We start from the raw sequence: 19862 nt of genomic DNA, 5'->3' as shown, positions 1-19862 counted from the left end.
TTCCGGGCAGTTGGTCTCAGGCCGCCTTAAAGGTGATTTCCCGTCGGAGAAACTGGGTCGCGCGGTCGCTGACACGGCCCGGATTGCCGGTGGTGAAAAATCCGCCTTCGCCATTGCCTTGCATGCCGGGATGACGCTGCAGGTAATCCGCAAGGCTGTCGGCCACCAGGCTGCCCTGGCTGAACACCTTGACCTCCGGCCCCAAGGCCTCCTGAAAGGTCTGTTCCATCAGCGGGTAATGGGTGCAGCCAAGGATCGCGGCCTGCGGATGCGGCATTTTGCGTTTCAGCGCATCGACGTGGGAACGCACCAGCGCCTCGGCCAGGATCATGTCGCCGTCCTCGATCGCGTCGACAACGCCGCCGCAGGCCTGCGCCTCGACGTCGACGCCGATGGCGCGGAAGGCCAGTTCCCGCTGGAAGGCACGGCTGGCGACCGTCGCAGGCGTGGCAAACAGTGCCACATGCTTCACCTCCACCTCGCGCGGGGGCGAGTTGTCGCCCCACTGCCGCTCGGTCAGCGCCTCAATGAGGGGCACAAACACGCCCAGCACCCGCTTGCCCTGAGGCAGACCGCCCTCCTGCATCCGGCGCAGGGCGGCGGCCGAGGCGGTGTTGCAGGCGAGGATCACCAGATCGCAGCCCTTGTCCCACATGTCCTGCACGGCGGACTTGGTCAGCTGATAGACGTCCTCGGCATCGCGCACGCCATAAGGCGCGCGCTCGTTGTCGCCGTAATAGAGGAAATCCACATCCGGCAGACGCTTTTGCGCCGCGTCCAGGACGGTCAGCCCGCCCAGGCCTGAATCAAAGATGCCTACAGCCATGTCGCCTTCTCACGCGCGGTGTTTCTCTTCGAACTCAAACCCATACCCGTAGGATTTGAGCGGTACTGGAGAAAGCTCATACGTCGCTTTGCGCAAGAAATCCATAAGTGCTTTTGTGTCTTTGGCCATTGGCGCCAGAACGTCGCGGGCAATCGGCTCGCCAATCACCACGCGGACCGGCGTGTCAACCCGTTTGCGGAACTCCTGAATCAAGAGCCCCATGCGCAGGTTGGTATGCAGGTGGCTGGCGATCTGGAACAGGCGCGAGGTGCGGCCGTCAAAGAACACCGGCACCACCACCGCGTCGGACTTGGCAACCATCCGGGCGGTGAAGCCGCGCCAGCCGGGGTCCATCGGGTGGCCCAGTGGATGCGTCGCGGTAGAGACCGTTCCGCCGGGAAAGATGCCGATGGCGCCGCCTTGCCCCAAGTAGCTGAGCGCTTCCCGGCGGGTGTTCAGGTTGGTGCGCACGGCCTCCTTGGATTCGTCAAAGGAGATCGGCAGGATCACCTTGTTCAGATCCCCGGCCTTGCGGAACACCTGGTGCGCAAGGATACGGAAGTCGCTGCGGGTTTGGGCCAGTATATGGCCCATCATCAGACCGTCGAGGATGCCGTAGGGGTGATTGGCAATCAGGATGACCGGCTTGTCCCGGGGGATATTGGCCAGCGACCCGCCGGCGATGTCCAGCGTCAGCCCGTAGCGCTCTGCCATCACAGACCAGAAGCTGCGGCCGGCGGCAACGTCATGTTCATAGCCCGCGGCCCGGCGGATCAGCTTCAGGCGCCCGGTGGAGTTCTCCATCAGCCGGATCATTGCGCGTCCGGTGCGGGTGGTGGCGGAATGGGCATAGGAAATATCACGGGCAATATGGCGCTGCGCGTGCATCTGCAGGGGGTCTCCGTCTGGTGTCACCGGCCAGATAAGGCCGGAGGCACAATATGCAACAGATCCGTAACAGCGGTGTGACGCTTTGCGAGTAACTGCCGTTCGGGACCGTTTCCTGTTCAGGCCGCAACTTCCCGGCTGCTGCCCATCAGCGGCAGACCCGTCAGCCCGGCCCCGCGCCACAGGACATAGGTCAGGATCGGCTGTGCTTCTGTATTCATCGCATGCGGTTGCCAGCCGCTGTGCAGACGTGTGCCGCCCGCCTGCAGCCACCCGTCGTTTTCGTCTGTCAGGAACTGCGCGCCGCCGCCCAGAACCACATACAGCTCTTCCGCCTCGTGGCTGTGCCAGCCGTAGTTCAGCCCGGCGCCCCAATAGGCGATATAGCCGCGCAGCTGGGTGGTGCGGAAATGACCGGTCGGGCCGAACAGCTCAAAATAGCCGTAGTTCTGCAGGAAATGCGCGCCCACCTCGGCCTCGGTGTAGGTCTGCGTCCAATGCGCCTGGCCCGCCGCGGTGCGCAACGCGTTGATCAGGGGCTGGGTTTCAGCCGTGCCTGGCTGTTCGAACCCCGCAACCTGGTCTTGTGCGGGCATTGCCGCGGGGGCCAGCCCGGCGGGCTCCATATCGCTGGGCCAGGGGGCGAACTCCCGCAAGGCGGGCAGTTTTGCGTGCAGGACGCGGGCAGCTTGCAAGGCCTGTGTGAGGGACATTGGACGGCTCCTTTCCGGTGCAGCAAGAACATGCAATCCGGGCAGAGCCTAAGAGCGGCGCGCCAAAAGGCGCGCTGCAATCGCTGGAAAATGGGCTGAAAGCGACCGCTGCAGCAGAAATCTGCAAGCGGCCGTGTCCAAAGAGGCCGTGTCCCAAGAGGCAGAACGGCCAACGCCGCGCGTCAGCGCGGCGCCGGGCCCAACTGTTTTGGGCCTTTCTTTGAAAGGGTCAAGGCAGGCGGGAGTGCCCCGCCCTGCCCTGTTGTTACTCTGCCGCCTGTTTGACCGGCACGCCGCCCTGGCGCAGCGCGGCCAGCAGCTCTTCGCGGCGTTTGGCAGCCTTCTGCTCGTTCGCCATCTTGACCGGGCCGAAGCCGCGGATTTGCAGCGGCAGCTCTGCCAGTGCCAGGAGCGGCTCCAGGATTTCCGGGCCGGCCTTGGGCAGCCATTCCTGCATGTCGGCCTCATACTGCTTGATCAGCGCGCGCTCCATCTTACGCTCTTCGGTGTAGCCGAAGACGTCGAGCGGCGTGCCGCGCAGGGACTTCAGCTTGGCCAGCAGGCGGAACCAGCGTTCCATGCCCGCTCCGAACTTGCGCTTCTTCGGGCGGCCGTCCGGGTCGGTGCCGGTCAGCATCGGCGGAGCCAGGTGGTAGGACAGTTTGAGGTCGCCCTCGAACTCCGCCTCCGCCTTGGCGCGGCTGTCGAGCAGCAGGCGGGCAACTTCGTATTCGTCCTTATAGGACAGCAGCTTGTGGTAGCCCTTCGCCACTGCTTCCTTGAGGGCAGGATCGCTGATGCCGTCCAGCAGCTTGGCATAGCGCTTGGCCAGGCCCTTGCCCTGGTAGGCCACCAGGTGATCGGTGCGGAAGGCGATCCTTTCCTCCAGCGTCTTCGGCGCTGACGCGGCCTTCGGCTGGATCAGCTTGGCGGCTTCCTCCGGGTGCAGCACAGCCCAGCGGCCGATATCGAAGGCGCGCTTGTTGCGCTCTACCGCGGCGCCGTTCATCTCGATCGCCTGTTCGATCGCCTCGTGGCTGACCGGGATCAGGCCCTTCTGCCAGGCACCGCCGAACACCATCATGTTCGAGAAGATTGAATCGCCCATGGTGGCGCGGGCCAGCTCGGAGGCATCGAATAGGTCCAGCCGGTCGCGCAGGCGGGCCTGCAAGGCCACCTCCAGACGGTCCACCGGCACCTTGAACTCAGTGTCCTTGGTGAATTCGCCGGTGATGATCTCGTGGCTGTTCACAACCGCGCCGGTCTGGCCGGTGGTGGTCAGGCCCAGGGTCTTGGAGCCGGCGCTGACCACAAGGTCGCCGCCGATCAGCGCATGCGCTTCGCCGGTGGCAACGCGGATTGCCGAAATGTCATCGGGATTGCTGGCGATCCGGCAGTGGATGTGCACCGCGCCGCCCTTTTGCGCGAGGCCGGCCATTTCCATCAGCCCGGCGCCTTTGCCATCGATCTGCGCCGCCTGCGCCAGCACCGCGCCGATGGTCACCACGCCGGTACCGCCGACGCCGGTGATCACCACGTTATGGGTGCCGTCGATTGCCGGCAGTGCGGGTTTCGGCAGATCCGGCAGGTCGATGTCGGCGGTCGCTTCCTTGCGGATCTTGGCGCCTTCCACCGTCACAAAGGACGGGCAGAAGCCGTTGACGCAGGAAAAGTCCTTGTTGCAGGAGGACTGGTCGATGGCGCGCTTACGTCCCAGTTCGGTGTCTTTGGGCACGATGGAAACGCAGTTCGACTGCACCCCGCAATCGCCGCAGCCTTCGCAGACGTCGGTGTTGATAAACACCCGCTGGTCCGGATCCGGGAACTGGCCCTTCTTGCGGCGGCGGCGTTTTTCGGCGGCGCAGGTCTGGATGTAGATGATGGCGGAAACGCCCTCGACCTGTTCAAACTCACGCTGGATCTTCATCATTTCGGCGCGTTCATGCATCCGCATGCCGGAGGGGAACAAGGAGGCGTCCACATCCTCCTTCTCGTCGTAGACCACGGCCATGGTCTTGACCCCCATCGCCTTCAGCTCATGCGCGATCTGCTGGGCCGTCAGCCCGCCCTCGGCCTGCTGGCCGCCGGTCATTGCCACCGCATCATTGTAGAGGATCTTGTAGGTGATGTTGGTGCCTTCGGCGAGCGCCGCCCGGATCGCCTGCACGCCGGAGTGGTTGTAAGTGCCGTCGCCCAGGTTCTGGAACACATGCTTGCGCTTGGAGAACGGCGCCTCGCCGACCCAGTTGACGCCCTCGCCGCCCATATGGGTGAAGCCGGTGGTCTCGCGGTCCATCCACTGCACCATGAAGTGGCAGCCGATACCGGCATAGGCGCGGGAGCCGTCCGGCAGGCGGGTCGAGCTGTTGTGCGGACAGCCGGAGCAGAAATACGGCAGGCGGGTGGCGATTTCCTCAGCGTTGTCGGCGCGGCGGGCTTCTCCCAGCGCCTCCATGCCGGCGCGGATCGCCTCGGTCTCGCGGCCCTCCTCGATCAGGATTCCGCCCAGTTTCTCGGCGATCATGATCGGGTCGAGCGCGTAACGGGTCGGGAACAGCTCCTCGCGGTGCATGCTGCCGGCGCCGCCCTTGTACCAGCCGTAGACGCGGCGGCCCTGGCGGTCGTCAAAGATGGCTTCCTTGATCTGAATCTCGATCAGCTTGCGCTTTTCCTCGACGACGACGATCAGGTCCAGGTCCTGGGCCCAGTCGTGGAAGCCCTTCATGTCCATCGGCCAGGTCTGGCCCACCTTGTAGGTGGTGATGCCAAGGCGCTCCGCCATGTTTTCGTCAATGTTCAAGAGCTTCAGCGCGTGCACCAGGTCGAGCCAGTTCTTACCCGCAGCAACAAAACCGATCTTGGCGCCGGGCTTGCCCCACATGCGCTTGTCCATCTTGTTGGCATGGCTGAAGGCCTCTGCCGCAAAGCGTTTATAGTCGATGATGCGGTTTTCCTGGCGGAAGCGGTCGTCATCCAGGCGAATGTTCAGACCATCGGCCGGCATGTCGAATTCCGGGGTGACCAGCTGCATGCGCTCGGGACGGGCATCGACGACCGAGGTCACCTCGATGGTGTCCTTCATGGTCTTGAGACCGGTCCAGAGGCCGGAGAAGCGGCTGAGCGCGTAACCGTAGATGCCGTAATCCAGGATTTCCTGTACGCCGGCCGGGCTGACGATGGGAAGGTAGCAGTCCAACAGCGACCATTCCGACTGGTGCAGCACCGTGGAGCTTTCACCGGTGTGGTCGTCGCCCATCGCCAAGAGCACGCCGCCGTGCTTGGAGGAACCGGCCATGTTTGCGTGACGGATCGCATCGCCGGAGCGGTCAACACCCGGCCCTTTGCCGTACCACAGGCCAAAGACGCCATCGTATTTGCCTTCGCCGCGCACCTCGGCCTGCTGCGCACCCCAGAGCGCGGTGACCGCCAGGTCCTCGTTCAGGCCGTACTGAAAGGTGACGTCAGCCTCTTTCAACTGCTTTTCAGCGCGGGCCATCTGCAGGTCCACTGCCCCCAGCGGCGAACCGCGGTAACCGGTGACAAGCCCGGCGGTGTTGAGACCTGCCGCCATGTCGCGGTGCTTCTGCATTAGCATCAGCCGCACCAGCGCCTGGGTGCCGTTCAGCAGCACAGGGGATTTGGTCAGGTCGTATTTGTCATTGAGTGTGATCTTGGGCGTGCTCATCGTGGCCTCCTCAACCGGGATTAGCTTGCACTTTCTGACACCAAGAATAGGTCATAATTGCTGACCTGAATAGCCGTATTTTTTTCGTTTTTGCTCGCTTGCGCTGGGAAAACTGATACATAACTAAGATTTCATACAGTCGGCCCCGAACGGACAGAAAGTAACGTATATGGATTGGGATAAGCTCAGAATATTTCACGCAGTGGCCGATGCGGGCAGTCTGACCCATGCTGGCGACAAGCTTAATCTGTCGCAATCCGCGGTTAGCCGCCAGATCCGGGCGCTGGAGGAGAGCCTGAATGCGACGCTTTTCCACCGCCATGCGCGCGGACTGATTCTAACTGAGCAGGGCGAGCTTCTTTTCGACGCCACCCAATCTATGTCCACGCGGCTTGAGGCCGCCTCAGCCCGCATCCGGGACAGCGAAGAGGAAGTGTTCGGCGAGCTGCGCGTGACCACTACCGTTGGCTTTGGCACCCTATGGCTGGCACCGCGGCTGACCAAGCTTTACGAGCAATACCCCAACCTCAAGATCGACCTGATGCTTGAGGAACGGGTGCTGGATTTGCCGATGCGCGAGGCCGATGTGGCCATTCGCATGAAGGAGCCGAGCCAGGCCGATCTGGTGCGCAAGCGGCTGATGACGGTTCGGATGGGGCTGTATGCGACGCCGGACTATCTGGAGAAGCACGGCAGTCTGGAAACATCCGCTGACATTTCCAATCACCGGCTGATCTGTCAGAACCAGCGGTCAGCCCAGGTCGGGTCTGCTGCAGTGCTGGGCAAGAAGCTGATGGCACAGGATCCAGGGTCGCTGCTGACGGTCAACAACTACTTTGGCGTGATGCAGGGGGTGCTGCACAATCTGGGCATCGGCATTCTGCCGGACTATGTGACCGAAGAGTTCCCCCAGCTGGTCGAGGTGCTGCCGGACGAGCATCAGAATGAGGTTCCGGTTTACCTCGCCTACCCCGAGGAGCTGCGCCATTCTCAGCGCGTGGGCGCCTTCCGCGACTTCGTGCAAGGCGAAATCATGGCCCACCGGAAACACATGAAGGAGCTTGGCAAGCTCTGAAGAAGCGGCGGCCTGAAGTTTAGCATGCCCCTTGCGGCGACTGCGCCGCGGGCTTGGAGTCCTGCAGGACGCTGGCGCACGGCGCGAGCCATGCAAAAACCGCATAGCAGCATTGATGGTCTTTTAGCGTTAGTCCTCTTGAAGGGTCAGGTCCAGAGCCCTAAATGATCCTCATGAAGGCGGCGGCTTCGCCCCCCCTTCATACCTCCCTGTTGGACTTCGGCCGAGCTTAGTGCTCGGCCTTTTTTTTGGCCCGGCAGCCGCCTGCGGGGCAGCGCCCACTGCTGTATCCTGCGCCGGAAACACGATTTTCTTTGACCTGAATACAACTCACCGGTTCAATTGCCCCAGGGTTTTCCCTATTTGCCCGGTTTTTTTGTGCGCGAGGTTAATATGAAGTCTTTCCTTCACCGGTTTGCCCGCATTTTCAGCGTCGTTCTGACGGTCCTTGTTTTCAGTGCTGCCTGGCAAACGCCAACCATGGCGCAGACCAGCGAGCCGCCTGCCCTGCCTGAACCGCTGACCGAGGCCGCCATACACGAGATGGTCGCCCGAATGTCCGATGACCAGGTCCGGACGCTGCTGCTGGAACGGCTCGATGCGGTGGCAGCCCGGCAGCAGGCGGCGGCACAGCCTGCAACGCTGACGGAACGGGCGGTTCTGCTGTGGACCGCATTCACGCTGCCTGTCACCGATGCGGTGCGCAAACTGCCGGTGCTGCCCGAGGGCCAAGCCCGCGCGGTTGGGAACTTTGTGCAGAAACACGGCGGATTGGGCGGTGTTCTGAAAATGCTGGGGCTGATTGGCCTGACCCTGGCCATCGGTCTGGCTGCTGAATATGCGGTGCGCAAGCTGATCGCCCGCTGGCGCAACCTTGAGACCATCAGCGGCGATGCGGACACGCTGGGTGGCGCGCTAAGCTTTCTGGGCCGCCGCTTCCTGCGCGAGATGATCGGCCTGGTGGTGTTCTACATCGTGATCCGCTCCGTGGGCCGGGCCGTACTGGACCCGCATATGCTGCTGTTTGCTGCGCCAATGGTCACCTATCTGATCTGGATGCCGCGTGTGGGTGCCGCGGTGTCCAGGTTCATCATGGCGCCGGAGCGGCCGGACCGGCGGCTGGTCAACGCCAGTGACCGCTGGGCGGACTTTCTGCATTTGCACACCATCGGCCTGATTTTCCTGGCCGGCCTGACCATCTTCTCGGTCCGTTTCAATGCTGCCAACGGGGTGCCGCCGGAATCGATCCGCCTGGCCTATTGGCTGGATACTCTGGTCTATGTTTACATCATCTGGATCGCCTGGACTGCGCGCGAAGGGCTGACCGACATGATGCGCGGCACCGACCCGGACCGCACCCGCTATGACGAGGCCGCGGCACATCATTATCCGTATTTTGCGATTGGAGTGGCCGCTCTGACTTGGGTGGTGGTCGGAACACTGATCGGTCTGGGCAAGGTGGCGCAGCTGGTTCATGGCGCACACTATGTAACAATGTTCTGGCTTCTGGCCGCTCCGGCGCTGGACACGGCCATCCGCGGGCTGGTCAAGCATCTGGTTCCGCCGATGTCCGGCGAGGGGCAGCTGGCGGCGGAAGCCTATAAGTCAACCAAGCGCAGCTACATCCGGATCGGCCGCGTGCTGGTGGCTGGCATCGTGCTGATGATCATCTCCAATGCCTGGGATTTGGATCTGATGGCAATCGCCACCGGTGCCGAAGGCATCGCAGGCAATGTTATCGGCTGCCTGATGACCATTGCGGTCGGCTATGTGGTTTATGAGGGTGTGTCGCTGTGGATCAACCGGCGGCTCGCCAGGGAACAGACCTCCGGCGAAGAGGCCGAGGCCGGCGGCGAAGGCGGCGGCGCGGGCGGCTCGCGGCTGGCAACGGTGCTGCCGCTTTTGCTGGTCACCGCGCAGATTGCCATCGTGGTGATCTTCGGGCTGCTGGCTGTCGGGGCGCTGGGCATCGACATCGCACCGCTTTTGGCTGGTGCCGGCATTCTGGGCCTGGCCATCGGTTTTGGCGCGCAGAAGCTGGTGACTGACGTGGTCTCCGGCATCTTCTTTTTGGTCGATGATGCCTTCCGTGTCGGCGAATATGTCGAGGTCGAAGGCACCCGCGGCACGGTCGAGAAGATCTCGATCCGGTCCATGCAGCTGCGCCACCACCGCGGACCGATCAACACCATCCCCTATGGCGAAATCCCCAAGCTCACCAACTACAGCCGCGATTGGGTGATCATGAAGCTGCGCTTTACCGTGCCGTTTGATACCGATCCCAACAAGGTCAAGAAGATCTTCAAGAAGATCGGTGCCGAAATGATGGCGGACGAGTTGTACAAAGACGACTTCCTGCAACCGTTCAAGAGTCAGGGCGTTTTCGACTTCGATGATGTCGGCATGATCATGCGCGGCAAATTCATGGCCAAGCCGGGCACCCAGTTCACCATCCGCAAAGAGATCTACAACCGGATCAAGGCAGCCTTTGCCGAAAACGGCATTGACTTTGCCCGCCGCGAGGTCCGGGTGGCGATACCGGGGCTGGAGGAGACTGATCAATTGAACGACACCGAAAAGGCAGCTGTGGCCGCCGCCGCCAGCAGCGCCGCGCAGCAGCAGGCGGCTGAGGGGGAAGCGGGTGCTGCCGGGCAAAAGAAGTAACACCTTGCGCCGGGTCATCCGGTCTGCAGCCCTGGCAGCCGGGCTTGCAGGCCTGGCAAGTGCCGGGCTGGCCGCGGGTCCTGAACAGACGGAACGCCACCTAGGCCATATCGAGACGGCGCAGAAGACGGAAGGTTACGGCTTCCGCAACGGCTCTGTCGTGGTGGCACCGGTGCCGTTTTCCAGCCCGATGATCGGCTCCGGGCTTGGATTGGGCGCCGGGTATCTGTTCAAGACCAGCCCGGATGCGAATACCTCTGTGATCGGGCTGGGCGGGCTCAGGTCCGACAACGGCAGCCAGGCGGCAGCGGTCATGTTCAACTTTGCCCTTCCCGGCAACCGCTGGCAGGTCAAGGCGCTCGCGGCACGGGCGGATGCGGTCTATGACCTTTATACCGGGCTTGGGGCGCTGCCGGTCAGCCAGGACGGGTCACTGGTGCGGATCAATGCCTCCTACGGGGTGACGCCAGACCTGTCTGCCGGCGTTGTGCTGCGTTATTTGGAGACCAGCATCTCCCCAAATGCGGGCCTGCTGCCCGCTGCGTTTCAGCCGGACGCCAGCTTGGAGATCGGCACCTTTGGCTTCAGCCTCGACTGGGACCGCCGCGACGACAGTGACTATCCCACAGAAGGCACGCGGCTGACAGCTTTTGCCACCCGCTCCCACACGCTTGGCGGGCTCAGCCGCCGCTATGACAAGGGGTATGCCATCCTCGACGGCTACCGCCCGCTGGGACGCAGCGGGGTGATTGCCCTGCGCGGCACCTTATGTGCGGCCTCCGGCAACACACCGTTCTTTGATCAATGCTCCATCGGGGCCACCGACAACATGCGCGGCTTCAACAGCACCCAGTTCATCGGGCCGCGCTCGGCCTCCCTCCAGGCCGAATACCGCAGGCGCTTTTCCAAACGCTGGGGCGGCGTGGTCTTTGCCGGCACCGGCTGGACCGGGCCGGAGTTCGGCGATTTGACGCAGGGCGGCAGCCATAGTGCTGCGGGTGCCGGCCTCCGCTACCGGGTGTCCAAGAAGTTCCCGGTGGATTTCTCCATTGATGTCAGCCGCAACAACGAGCAGGAAACCCAGTTGTATGTCTATGTCGGGCAGCGGTTCTGACGCTGCGGCCACGCAGCGTGCATCCGTTTGCGCAACCCCTCTTTCCCAATGGCAAAGCTTGCTCTAAAAGGCGCGCAATCGCAGCCATTGGGGACGTTTACGGATGCAGGAACCCGCCATCACGCCTGAACTGATCGCAAATCACGGGCTGAAGCCTGATGAGTACGATCTGATCCTCGAAATCATCGGGCGGGAGCCGACCTTCACCGAGCTGGGCATCTTCTCGGCGATGTGGAATGAGCACTGCTCCTACAAGTCCTCCAAGAAATGGCTGCGCACCCTGCCGACCGACGGCCCGCAGGTGATCTGCGGCCCCGGCGAGAACGCGGGCATCGTGGACATTGGCGACGGCGATGCCGTTGTTTTCAAAATGGAAAGCCACAACCACCCCTCCTACATCGAGCCCTACCAGGGCGCGGCAACCGGGGTCGGCGGCATTCTGCGTGACGTGTTCACCATGGGCGCGCGGCCCATCGCCTCGATGAATTCGCTGTCCTTTGGCGAGCCGTCCCACCACAAGACCCGCCAGCTGGTCAACGGCGTGGTTGAGGGCATCGGCGGTTACGGCAACTGCTTTGGCGTGCCTTGCGCGGGCGGCGAGGTCCGCTTCCACCCGGCCTACAACGGCAACTGCCTGGTGAACGCATTCGCCGCAGGTCTCGCACGCACCGACTCGATCTTCTACTCCGCCGCGTCCGGCGTTGGCATGCCGGTCGTGTACCTCGGCGCCAAAACAGGCCGTGACGGCGTTGGCGGTGCCACCATGGCATCCGCCGAATTTGACGACACCATCGAAGAAAAGCGCCCCACTGTTCAGGTCGGCGACCCCTTCACGGAAAAGCGCCTGATGGAAGCCACGCTGGAGCTGATGCAGACCGGCGCGGTGATCTCAATCCAGGACATGGGTGCCGCGGGCCTCACCTGCTCTGCCGTCGAAATGGGCGACAAGGGCAAGCTGGGCGTCAAGCTGAACCTCGAAGACGTGCCGCAGCGCGAAGAGAATATGACAGCCTATGAAATGATGCTGTCGGAATCTCAGGAACGCATGCTGATGGTACTGAAGCCCGAGCTGGAAGCCGACGCCCGGGCTGTCTTTGAAAAGTGGGACCTCGATTTTGCAATCGTTGGCGAAACCATTGCCGAGGATCGCTTCCTGATCCTGCACAACGGTGAAGTGAAAGCCGATCTGGTTCTGTCGAAACTGGCCTCTACCGCGCCGGAATACGACCGCCCCTGGGTGGAAACCCCGGCCGCCGAGCCGCTGACTGATGCGGACGTGCCGACCATCGACCCGATCGACGGGCTGAAGGCGCTGCTGTCCTCCCCCAACTACGCGGGCAAGCAGTGGGTTTATGAGCAGTACGACACCACCGTGATGGGCGATACCCAGCGCCGTCCGGGCGCAGGCTCTGGCATTGTCCGGGTGCACGGCACGGAAAAAAAGCTGGCCTTCACCTCCGACGTGACCCCGCGCTACGTCAAGGCGAACCCCATCGAAGGCGGCAAGCAGGCGGTGGCAGAGGCCTACCGCAACCTGACTGCAGTTGGCGCCAAACCGCTGGCCACCACCGACAACCTGAATTTCGGCAACCCCGAAAAGCCGGAGATCATGGGCCAGTTCGTCGGCGCCATCAAGGGCATCGGCGAGGCGGTGGCGGCGCTCGACATGCCGATCGTGTCCGGCAACGTGTCGCTGTACAACGAGACCGACGGCAAGGGCATCCTGCCGACCCCGACCATCGGCGCCGTGGGCCTGATCGCTGCCGGCGAAGAGCCGATCATCGGCGAGGCGCGCGACGGCCATGTGGCACTGCTGGTGGGTGAAACCACCGGCCACCTGGGCCAATCGGCGCTGCTGGCAGAGGTTTTCAACCGCGAAGACGGCGACGCCCCGGCTGTGAACCTGGATGCTGAAAAGCGCAACGGTGAGTTCATCCGCGCCAACCGCGAGCTGATCAAGGCCTGCACCGACCTTGGCGACGGCGGCCTGGCGCTGGCGGCGTTCGAGATGGCCGAAGAGGCCGGCGTTGGCGTGCAGATTGACGCGGGCGACACCCAGACCGTGTTCGGGGAGGACCAGGCGCGCTATCTGATCGCCTGCAACTTTGACCAGGCCGAGGCGCTGATGCTGGCCGCGGGCCAGGTGGGCGTCACCATCACCACCGTCGGCAAATTCGGCGGCGACATGGTGAAAATCGGCACCTCCGAGGCGCCGCTGGCCGAGCTGAAGGACATCTTCCGCTCCAGCTTTGCCGCTGCCGTGGCTTGATTTTCGGCGCCAAGCGCTGACACTAAACGGGCGGGATGGCGCAGCTGTCCCGCCCTTTCCTTTAACTGGAAACAGGCCGATGACCCTTCCTGAGCTGACAGAGGATTGCAGCCGCTGCGCGGGCCTTTGCTGCGTTGCCTATCCGTTTGAGGCGCACGAGGATTTCGGGCTGTTAAAGGCCGCAGACACGCCCTGCCCCAACCTTGCCCCGGATTTCCGCTGCTCCATCCACGATAAGCTGGCGGCCTGCGGCTTTGGCGGCTGTATCGCCTATTCCTGTGCAGGCGCCGGCCAGCGGGTGACGCAAGACTTGTTCGATGGTGAGACCTGGCGCGACGACCCGGACTTACTGCCCCATATGACCCATGCCCTGCGGGTGCTGCGGCCGATCCACGAGGCACTTCTGGTTCTGCAAGAGGCCGCCGCGTTGCCCTTGCCGCAGAAACTGCGGGACCGCTGCATGGTGCTGACCCGGGCGCTGTGTCCAGATGCCCCCTCCTCCATCTGGGATTTCGAGGAAGATGCCGTGCAGGAGGCCTTGGCAGCAGTGCCGGACTTTGTCGGGTCCATCGCGTCTTTTGCCCGGGTCCAAGGCTAATCCCGCTTGCACAGCCCCAGCCGCACACCTACATTTTTACCAAACGAGACAAAGGACTTCTCCGGATGCCTATGCAAGCCCATGAAATTGAAGAACTGCTGCGCGAAAGCTTCCCCGACGCCGAAATCCAGGTGGCCGGCACCGACGGCGTGCACATGTCGGCGATGGTTGTCGACGAAAGCTTCCGCGGCAAGAACCGCGTGCAGCAGCAGCGCGCCGTCTATGCCGCGTTGAAAGGCAAGATGGACGGCCCCGACGGTGAATTGCACGCACTCGCGCTGACCACCAAGGCGCCTGAGTAAATACGGTGTCCCTGTTCTCCTCCATCCTGGTAATCGGCATTGTGGTCATGACCGCCGTTGTTGCGGTTGTCTCCCAGCGCCGCCGCCCGCTGGAGGAGGATGACAACGACCCGGACTACCACACCCTGCGTTCCGACTATCAGTCGGGCATGGGGGGCGGTTCCGCCCGGACCTGGAAGGTGCCGAAAGACCCGCAGGAATATGCCCGCTTCTTTGTACCAAAGAGCAAATTGAAATAGCGCTGCACCGTTTCCATGCGTCCGACAGGGCGGATTGGCAAGGCCCGCGATAATCCCTATATGACGGCCAAAGGAAACGGCGCAGCAGCCGAAAGGAAATGAATACATGACCGACGTAAAAACCCGCATCGACGAAACCGTCAAAGCCAGCGACGTGGTGCTTTTCATGAAAGGCACCAAGGAAATGCCGCAGTGCGGATTCTCTTCGCGCGTGGCGGCGGTGCTGAACTATATCGGCGTGGATTACACCGACGTGAACGTGCTGGCGGATGAGGACATCCGTTCTGGCATCAAGGAATATTCCGACTGGCCGACCATCCCGCAGCTTTATGTGAAGGGCGAATTTGTCGGCGGCTGCGACATCATCACAGAGATGGCCCTGTCGTCGGAGCTGGACACCTTGTTTGACGACAACGGCATCACCTTCAACAAGGAAGCTGCCGACAAGATCCGCGAAGCCAACGCCTGAGCGCAGGCTGCAAGGACCGGAAACAAAAAAGGCCTGCCGCAGAATTTTGCGGCAGGCCTTTTTGATGACAGATGCCTGACGGGTTCAAGCCGCGTTGATCAACACCAGATCGTCGAGGGTGAAGGTGTCGCCGGCGCCCTGCAGACGGGCCACGACCTCGCCCCGCTCCAGGATCAGCGCATCACCGGTGTCAGCATCGTTTTCAACAGTGAAGTCGTCCGCGTCCACCGAACCTCCTTCATCGCCGAACAGCAGCTGAACCACGTCTTCGCCCGGTGTGAAATCGGTGATCGTGGTTACACCTTCGGCGTCCTGCATCGTGTAGAGCGCAAAGCTGTCCAAGCCGCTGCCGCCGGTGCCGGTATCGCCGGCCCCCAGCAGCAGGAAATCGTCGCCATCGCCGCCGTCCAAGGTATCCGTGCCATCTGCGGCGCCGGACAGGCCGAGCCCGCTGATTGGGGTGTCCTCATCCCGCAGACCGGCGATTTCCTCAGGTGTGAGCGTGCGAGAGAAGTTTACGCCGCTCAGCGCGTCGTTGCCGGCCCCGCCGTTCAGAACGTCGGCACCGTCACCGCCGATCAGGTCGTCGTTCCAGTCACCGCCGTCAAGCGTGTCGTCGCCGCCATCTCCAAACAATATGTCTTTGCCGCCGTCGCCGGACAGGGAGTCATTGCCTGCGCCGCCATAGAGGATATCGTGAAACTCGCCGCCCGAGAGCGTGTCATCCCCGCCGCCGCCATAAGCCGTATCCTTGCCCGCGCCGCCTGACAGCTGATCGTTGCCGGCACCGCCATCCAGATAGTCAAACCCCGTGCCGCCATCCAGCACATCATGCCAATCGCCGCCGCTCAGCGTATCGTTTCCGGCGGCACCAGTCAGCGTGTCCATGCCGCCCTCGCCGGCCAGCATGTCATTGCCCTCGCCGCCATCAAGAAGGTCATGATAGCTGCCGCCGGACAGGGTATCATCCCCTTCTTCGCCATAGACAACGTCCATACCGCCGTCCGACTGAACCTGATCGTCACCGGCGCCGGCATGAATGGTATCAGCCCCTGTGCCGCTTTCGATCACATCGTTGCCGCTGCCAAAAAGCAGATCGTCCGGTCCTGCCGTAGGCTGGCCTTCCAGCGGTTCCCCTGTCAGATCATCCGCCGCGGTTTCCGGACCGGCACCGGTGTCCTCGTCGTCGTCCAAACCAATTGCAATCCCGGCCACAGCCAGGGACCCGAACAGAATCGCCCCAATCATGAATTCCCCCAATGCACACAACTAAAATTGTCCGGACTTTTGATAACGGAGAGTGGCGGCCAAGTCCAGTTCGCGTCTGACGTGCATTATTTAACCCGCAAAAACGCGGCGTTTCTGTATGCGAAACACCGGGCCGACGAGCGAGGCTGCCCCGAGGCGCCCTGGGATCCAGACGCCGCAGGCTCATCTGCACTTTGCGGAAAGAGAAATTGGAATCAGCCGGCGGGCTGCGCCCGTTCCTCAACCTGCTGGGCCAGCGCCTCTGTGCGGGCGGCCAGTTCAGCCAGGCTTTCGGTCACATGCGGCGGCACCACAGGAATCTCAATGCGCTCGGGTTCCGGCGCTGGGGCGTTCTTCAACGCTTCCAGTTCCTGAACGCGCTCGGCCAGCTCGGCCTCCACTTCCTTGATCCGGTCTTCCACCGCAGCGGTTTTGTCCGCCAGCATAAGCCCGGCCATCAAGAGCATCCGCGCCTCGGGCATGCGGCCGATCTGATCCGACAGCACCTGCGCCTCGTCGTCCAGCATTTTTGCGGCGGAATGCAGGTAGCTTTCCTCCCCCTCCTGGCAGGAAACCTCAAATCCGCGGCCGCCGATATGAATGGTCACTTCGGGCATCAGACTTCCTCTCCTTCCGGCAGGTTGCGGGCATTCGCCAAGAGCGGTTCCAGCTTGGCCAGGACAGCGTTGACCTGGGCCTGATCGCTGGCCTGGGCCGCGCGCAGGCCATAAATTTCAGCTTCCATAGAGGCGTTGATCAGCCCCGCATCGCCCAGGCTTTCAGCGTTGGCTTCGCGAAGTGCGGTATTGGAGGCGCGAAGTTCCTCGTTGGCCAAGCGCAACTCCTGAAGCTCTGCATCCAGCTGCACCAGGGCATCGTTCTGGCGAGCGAGTTCCGCGGCCGTGTCCTGCATCCCCGGCATTCCGGCGCTGTCACCGCTGTCCGCGGCGGCCAGCTGCGCTGTCAAAGCCTCATTGGCGGATTGCGCTTCGGCAAGCTGATCCTCAAGCGTTTCCCGGGCGCTGGCTGCATTGTTCGCGGCCACTTCCAGCTCACCCTTAAGGCGGGCCACTTCAGCCCGCAGCGCCTGCTTCTCGGCAGGGTCGCCGGCCTCATTGCGCAGCAGCTCCAGTTCCGCCTGCATCGCGGCAACGTCTTCATCGTTTGCAGCGCCTGCGGGCGCCATGCTCTCAGCGTCCTTGAGCCGCCCGTGCAGCACCTTCACCCGCTCTTCCAGCTGGGCATTGGCGGTGCGCTCCTCGTCAAGCGCCTTTTCCAGTTCTGCGTTTGCAGCGCTTTCCGCGGCAGCCTCTGCCGCCCTGGCGGCCTCGGCTGCCGCCTCCTCTGCCCGGACCCTGTCCGCTGCGCGCGCGTCCTGCAACGCGGCGGTGCCGGCGCTGATCCGTTCCAGCGCGGCCTGGATGCGGCCTTGCAATTCTTCAATCTGGTTCATGCCTGTTCCTCACCCGCACCCTGCCGTTCTATGTCCGCCGCCCGCCCGAATCGTGCAGCCGCCGCCGGCATGGGCCAGTTCTTCCCTTTCAGGGATAAAACACCCCCCTTTGCGTTTCAACCACTTGCCACGCCTTGTTCGCGCTGTTTGACCCAGATCGGCGCAACCATGCTTGATCTTTGGCGCATCGCTGTTATTGAGCGCAGCAATTGCCTGTAACGCCAAAGGAACAATCCCAGTGGACCTGACAGCCCTGCGCACCGCCAACCCTGAGCATTGGAATAAGGCCGCCGCGATCCGCGCGCTGGCCCTCGACGCCGTTGCCGCCGCCAACTCCGGGCATACCGGCATGCCGATCGGCATGGCCGATGTGGCTACCGTGCTGTTCGAAAAACACCTTAAATTCGATGCATCCAACCCGCAGTGGCCGGACCGCGACCGGTTCGTCCTGTCGGCGGGCCATGGTTCGATGCTGATCTATTCCCTGCTGTACCTCACCGGCGACCAGCAGGTCACCCTGGATCAGATCAAGAATTTCCGCCAGACCGGCGCGATCACCGCGGGCCACCCGGAGAACTTCCTGATCGACGCGGTCGAGGTCACCACCGGCCCGCTGGGCCAAGGCATCTCCAACGCCGTCGGTTTTGCCATGGCAGAGGAAATGCAGCGCGCCCATTACGGCAAGAAGGTTGTCGATCACCACACCTATGTGATCGCAGGCGACGGCTGCCTGATGGAAGGCATCAGCCAGGAGGCCATCGGCCTTGCCGGCCGCCACCAGCTGGGCAAGCTGATTGTCTTCTGGGACAACAACAACATCACCATCGACGGCACCGTTGACCTCAGCGACCGCACCAACCAGGTGCAGCGTTTCAAGGCGTCCGGCTGGCAGGTGCTGGAAATCGACGGCCACGACCCCAAGGCCATCGACGAGGCCATCATCGCGGCAAAGAAATCCAAGAAGCCGTCGATGATCGCCTGCAAGACCCACATCGCCCTGGGCCACGCCGCGCAGGACACCTCCAAGGGCCACGGCGCGCTGACCGACAAGGACCAGCTGCAGGCGGCCAAGGACGCCTATGGCTGGACCGGCGGCCCGTTCGACGTGCCGGCCGAGATCAAATCCCAGTGGGAAGAGATCGGTTCGCGCGGCAAGTCCGAGCGCGAAGCCTGGGAAGCCCGCTTTGCCGAGCTGTCGCAGCAGAAGCAGGACCGGTTCAACCGCGCCTATGCGCTGGATGCGCCCAAGAAACTGTCGGCCACCATCAAGGCGCTGAAAAAGCAGGTTTCGGAAACTCAGCCCAAGGTCGCGACCCGCAAGTCGTCTGAAATGGCGCTGGAAGTGATCAACCCGATCATGCCGGAAACCGTGGGCGGCTCTGCTGACCTGACCGGCTCCAACAACACCAAGACCGGCGATCTGGGCATGTTCGACGTGGACAACCGCAAGGGCCGCTATGTCTACTGGGGCATCCGCGAGCACGGCATGGCCGCCGCAATGAACGGCATGGTGCTGCACGGCGGCGTGCGCGCTTACGGCGGCACCTTCTTCTGCTTCACCGACTATGCCCGCCCGGCCATGCGCCTGGCCGCGCTGTCCAAGATCCCGACAGTGTTCGTGATGACCCACGACTCGATCGGTGTTGGCGAAGACGGCCCGACCCACCAGCCGGTCGAACATCTGGCAATCTGCCGCGCGACCCCGAACACCTATGTGTTCCGCCCCGCCGACACCGTGGAAACCGCCGAGGCCTGGGAAATCGCCCTGACCGCCAAGGAAACCCCGTCGGTGATGACCCTGACCCGTCAGAACCTGCCGACCGTCCGGACTGAGCATAAGCTGACCAACATGGTCGAAAAAGGCGCCTATGTGCTGGCCGAGGCCGAGGGTAAGCGCCAGGTGATCCTGATCGCCACCGGCTCTGAGGTTTCCGTCGCGATGGACGCCAAGGTCAAGCTGGAAGCCGAAGGCATCGGCACCCGCGTCGTCTCCATGCCCTGCATGGAGCTGTTTGCAGCCCAGGACGAAGCCTACCGCCGCAAGGTCCTGCCCGCAGGTCCGGTCCGCGTCGGCATCGAGGCCGCCGTCCGCGACGGCGGCTGGGACCGCTGGCTGCTGGGCGAGCGCGGCCAGGAGAAGAAAGCCGGTTTCGTCGGCATGGACCGCTTCGGCGCCTCTGCCCCGGCAGGCGAGCTGTTCGAGCGCTTCGGCATCACCGCTGAGGGCACAGTGGCGAAGGTGAAAGAGCTGCTGGGGTGAGGTCCGTCAAACACTAGAAACAGAAAAGGGCTCCTGTCGGAGCCCTTTTTTTTCGGTTT

Annotated in this window: 17 protein-coding genes; 10 read left to right on the top strand and 7 right to left on the bottom strand. The window is 63.0% G+C overall.

The annotated features are described in order from the left end of the window. Positions 1-16: 16 nt before the first annotated feature. The 4 genes from murI to AC5STB_RS16815 form a co-directional block, all read right to left on the bottom strand. Positions 17-826 carry a glutamate racemase gene (gene murI / locus AC5STB_RS16830; protein ID WP_495443944.1) on the bottom strand — a complete coding sequence of 270 codons (810 nt, stop codon included), beginning with the start codon at positions 824-826 and terminating at the stop codon, positions 17-19. Between the two features lie 9 nt (positions 827-835). Further along, on the bottom strand, positions 836-1714 hold the full coding sequence (locus AC5STB_RS16825) for a lysophospholipid acyltransferase family protein (RefSeq protein WP_495444617.1): 879 nt from the start codon (positions 1712-1714) through the stop codon (positions 836-838). A gap of 119 nt (positions 1715-1833) precedes the next feature. Further along, a complete protein-coding gene (locus tag AC5STB_RS16820) occupies positions 1834-2427 on the bottom strand; it encodes a dimethylsulfonioproprionate lyase family protein (protein ID WP_495443943.1) in 594 nt (197 codons plus the stop codon). Positions 2428-2692: 265 nt separating this feature from the next. Continuing rightward, on the bottom strand, positions 2693-6112 hold the full coding sequence (locus tag AC5STB_RS16815) for an indolepyruvate ferredoxin oxidoreductase family protein (protein ID WP_495443942.1): 3420 nt from the start codon (positions 6110-6112) through the stop codon (positions 2693-2695). A 169-nt stretch (positions 6113-6281) separates the two neighbouring features. Between AC5STB_RS16815 and AC5STB_RS16810 the strand changes: the two genes are divergently transcribed. The 8 genes from AC5STB_RS16810 to grxD all read left to right on the top strand — a co-directional run bounded on the left by AC5STB_RS16810 (position 6282) and on the right by grxD (position 14842). Beyond that, positions 6282-7187: a LysR family transcriptional regulator gene (locus tag AC5STB_RS16810; protein WP_495443941.1), complete on the top strand. Its 906-nt coding sequence runs from the start codon at positions 6282-6284 to the stop codon at positions 7185-7187. Between the two features lie 480 nt (positions 7188-7667). Further along, positions 7668-9851, top strand: coding sequence for a mechanosensitive ion channel family protein (locus tag AC5STB_RS16805; protein ID WP_495443940.1), 2184 nt, complete (start codon positions 7668-7670; stop codon positions 9849-9851). 4 nt (positions 9852-9855) lie between these two features. Beyond that, entirely contained in the window at positions 9856-10965 is a 1110-nt protein-coding gene (locus AC5STB_RS16800; RefSeq protein ID WP_495443939.1) for a BamA/TamA family outer membrane protein, read from the top strand. Positions 10966-11068: 103 nt separating this feature from the next. Beyond that, the gene (gene purL / locus AC5STB_RS16795) at positions 11069-13234 is read left to right on the top strand and encodes a phosphoribosylformylglycinamidine synthase subunit PurL (RefSeq protein ID WP_495443938.1); all 2166 of its coding nucleotides are present in this window, start codon (positions 11069-11071) and stop codon (positions 13232-13234) included. A gap of 79 nt (positions 13235-13313) precedes the next feature. Then, entirely contained in the window at positions 13314-13832 is a 519-nt protein-coding gene (locus tag AC5STB_RS16790) for a hypothetical protein (RefSeq protein ID WP_495443937.1), read from the top strand. A 65-nt stretch (positions 13833-13897) separates the two neighbouring features. Beyond that, the gene (locus tag AC5STB_RS16785) at positions 13898-14134 is read left to right on the top strand and encodes a BolA/IbaG family iron-sulfur metabolism protein (RefSeq protein WP_019297755.1); all 237 of its coding nucleotides are present in this window, start codon (positions 13898-13900) and stop codon (positions 14132-14134) included. A 5-nt stretch (positions 14135-14139) separates the two neighbouring features. Continuing rightward, positions 14140-14373 carry a hypothetical protein gene (locus AC5STB_RS16780; RefSeq protein WP_495443936.1) on the top strand — a complete coding sequence of 78 codons (234 nt, stop codon included), beginning with the start codon at positions 14140-14142 and terminating at the stop codon, positions 14371-14373. A gap of 106 nt (positions 14374-14479) precedes the next feature. Beyond that, positions 14480-14842 (top strand): Grx4 family monothiol glutaredoxin, encoded by a 363-nt coding sequence (grxD, locus tag AC5STB_RS16775; protein ID WP_495443935.1) that lies wholly within the window; start codon positions 14480-14482, stop codon positions 14840-14842. Positions 14843-14926: 84 nt separating this feature from the next. Here the strand turns inward: grxD and AC5STB_RS16770 are convergent, their stop codons facing one another. The 3 genes from AC5STB_RS16770 to AC5STB_RS16760 form a co-directional block, all read right to left on the bottom strand. Next, entirely contained in the window at positions 14927-16090 is a 1164-nt protein-coding gene (locus AC5STB_RS16770; RefSeq protein ID WP_495443934.1) for a calcium-binding protein, read from the bottom strand. 215 nt (positions 16091-16305) lie between these two features. After that, entirely contained in the window at positions 16306-16707 is a 402-nt protein-coding gene (locus tag AC5STB_RS16765; protein WP_495443933.1) for a cell division protein ZapA, read from the bottom strand. Then, entirely contained in the window at positions 16707-17543 is an 837-nt protein-coding gene (locus AC5STB_RS16760; RefSeq protein WP_495443932.1) for a coiled-coil domain-containing protein, read from the bottom strand. Before AC5STB_RS16760 ends, AC5STB_RS16765 begins: the two co-directional genes overlap by 1 nt. Before the next feature lie 30 nt (positions 17544-17573). Here AC5STB_RS16760 and AC5STB_RS16755 point away from each other — a divergent pair, with 30 nt between their 5' ends. After that, entirely contained in the window at positions 17574-17762 is a 189-nt protein-coding gene (locus AC5STB_RS16755; protein ID WP_495443931.1) for a hypothetical protein, read from the top strand. 19 nt (positions 17763-17781) lie between these two features. Then, positions 17782-19803 (top strand): transketolase, encoded by a 2022-nt coding sequence (gene tkt, locus AC5STB_RS16750; RefSeq protein WP_495443930.1) that lies wholly within the window; start codon positions 17782-17784, stop codon positions 19801-19803. The last annotated feature ends 59 nt before the right edge of the window (positions 19804-19862 follow it).

This window comes from Leisingera sp. CC-HEC093 (assembly GCF_059429195.1).
Note: the sequence above shows the minus strand (reverse complement) of the source record. Positions and strands in the feature narration are given on the sequence as shown.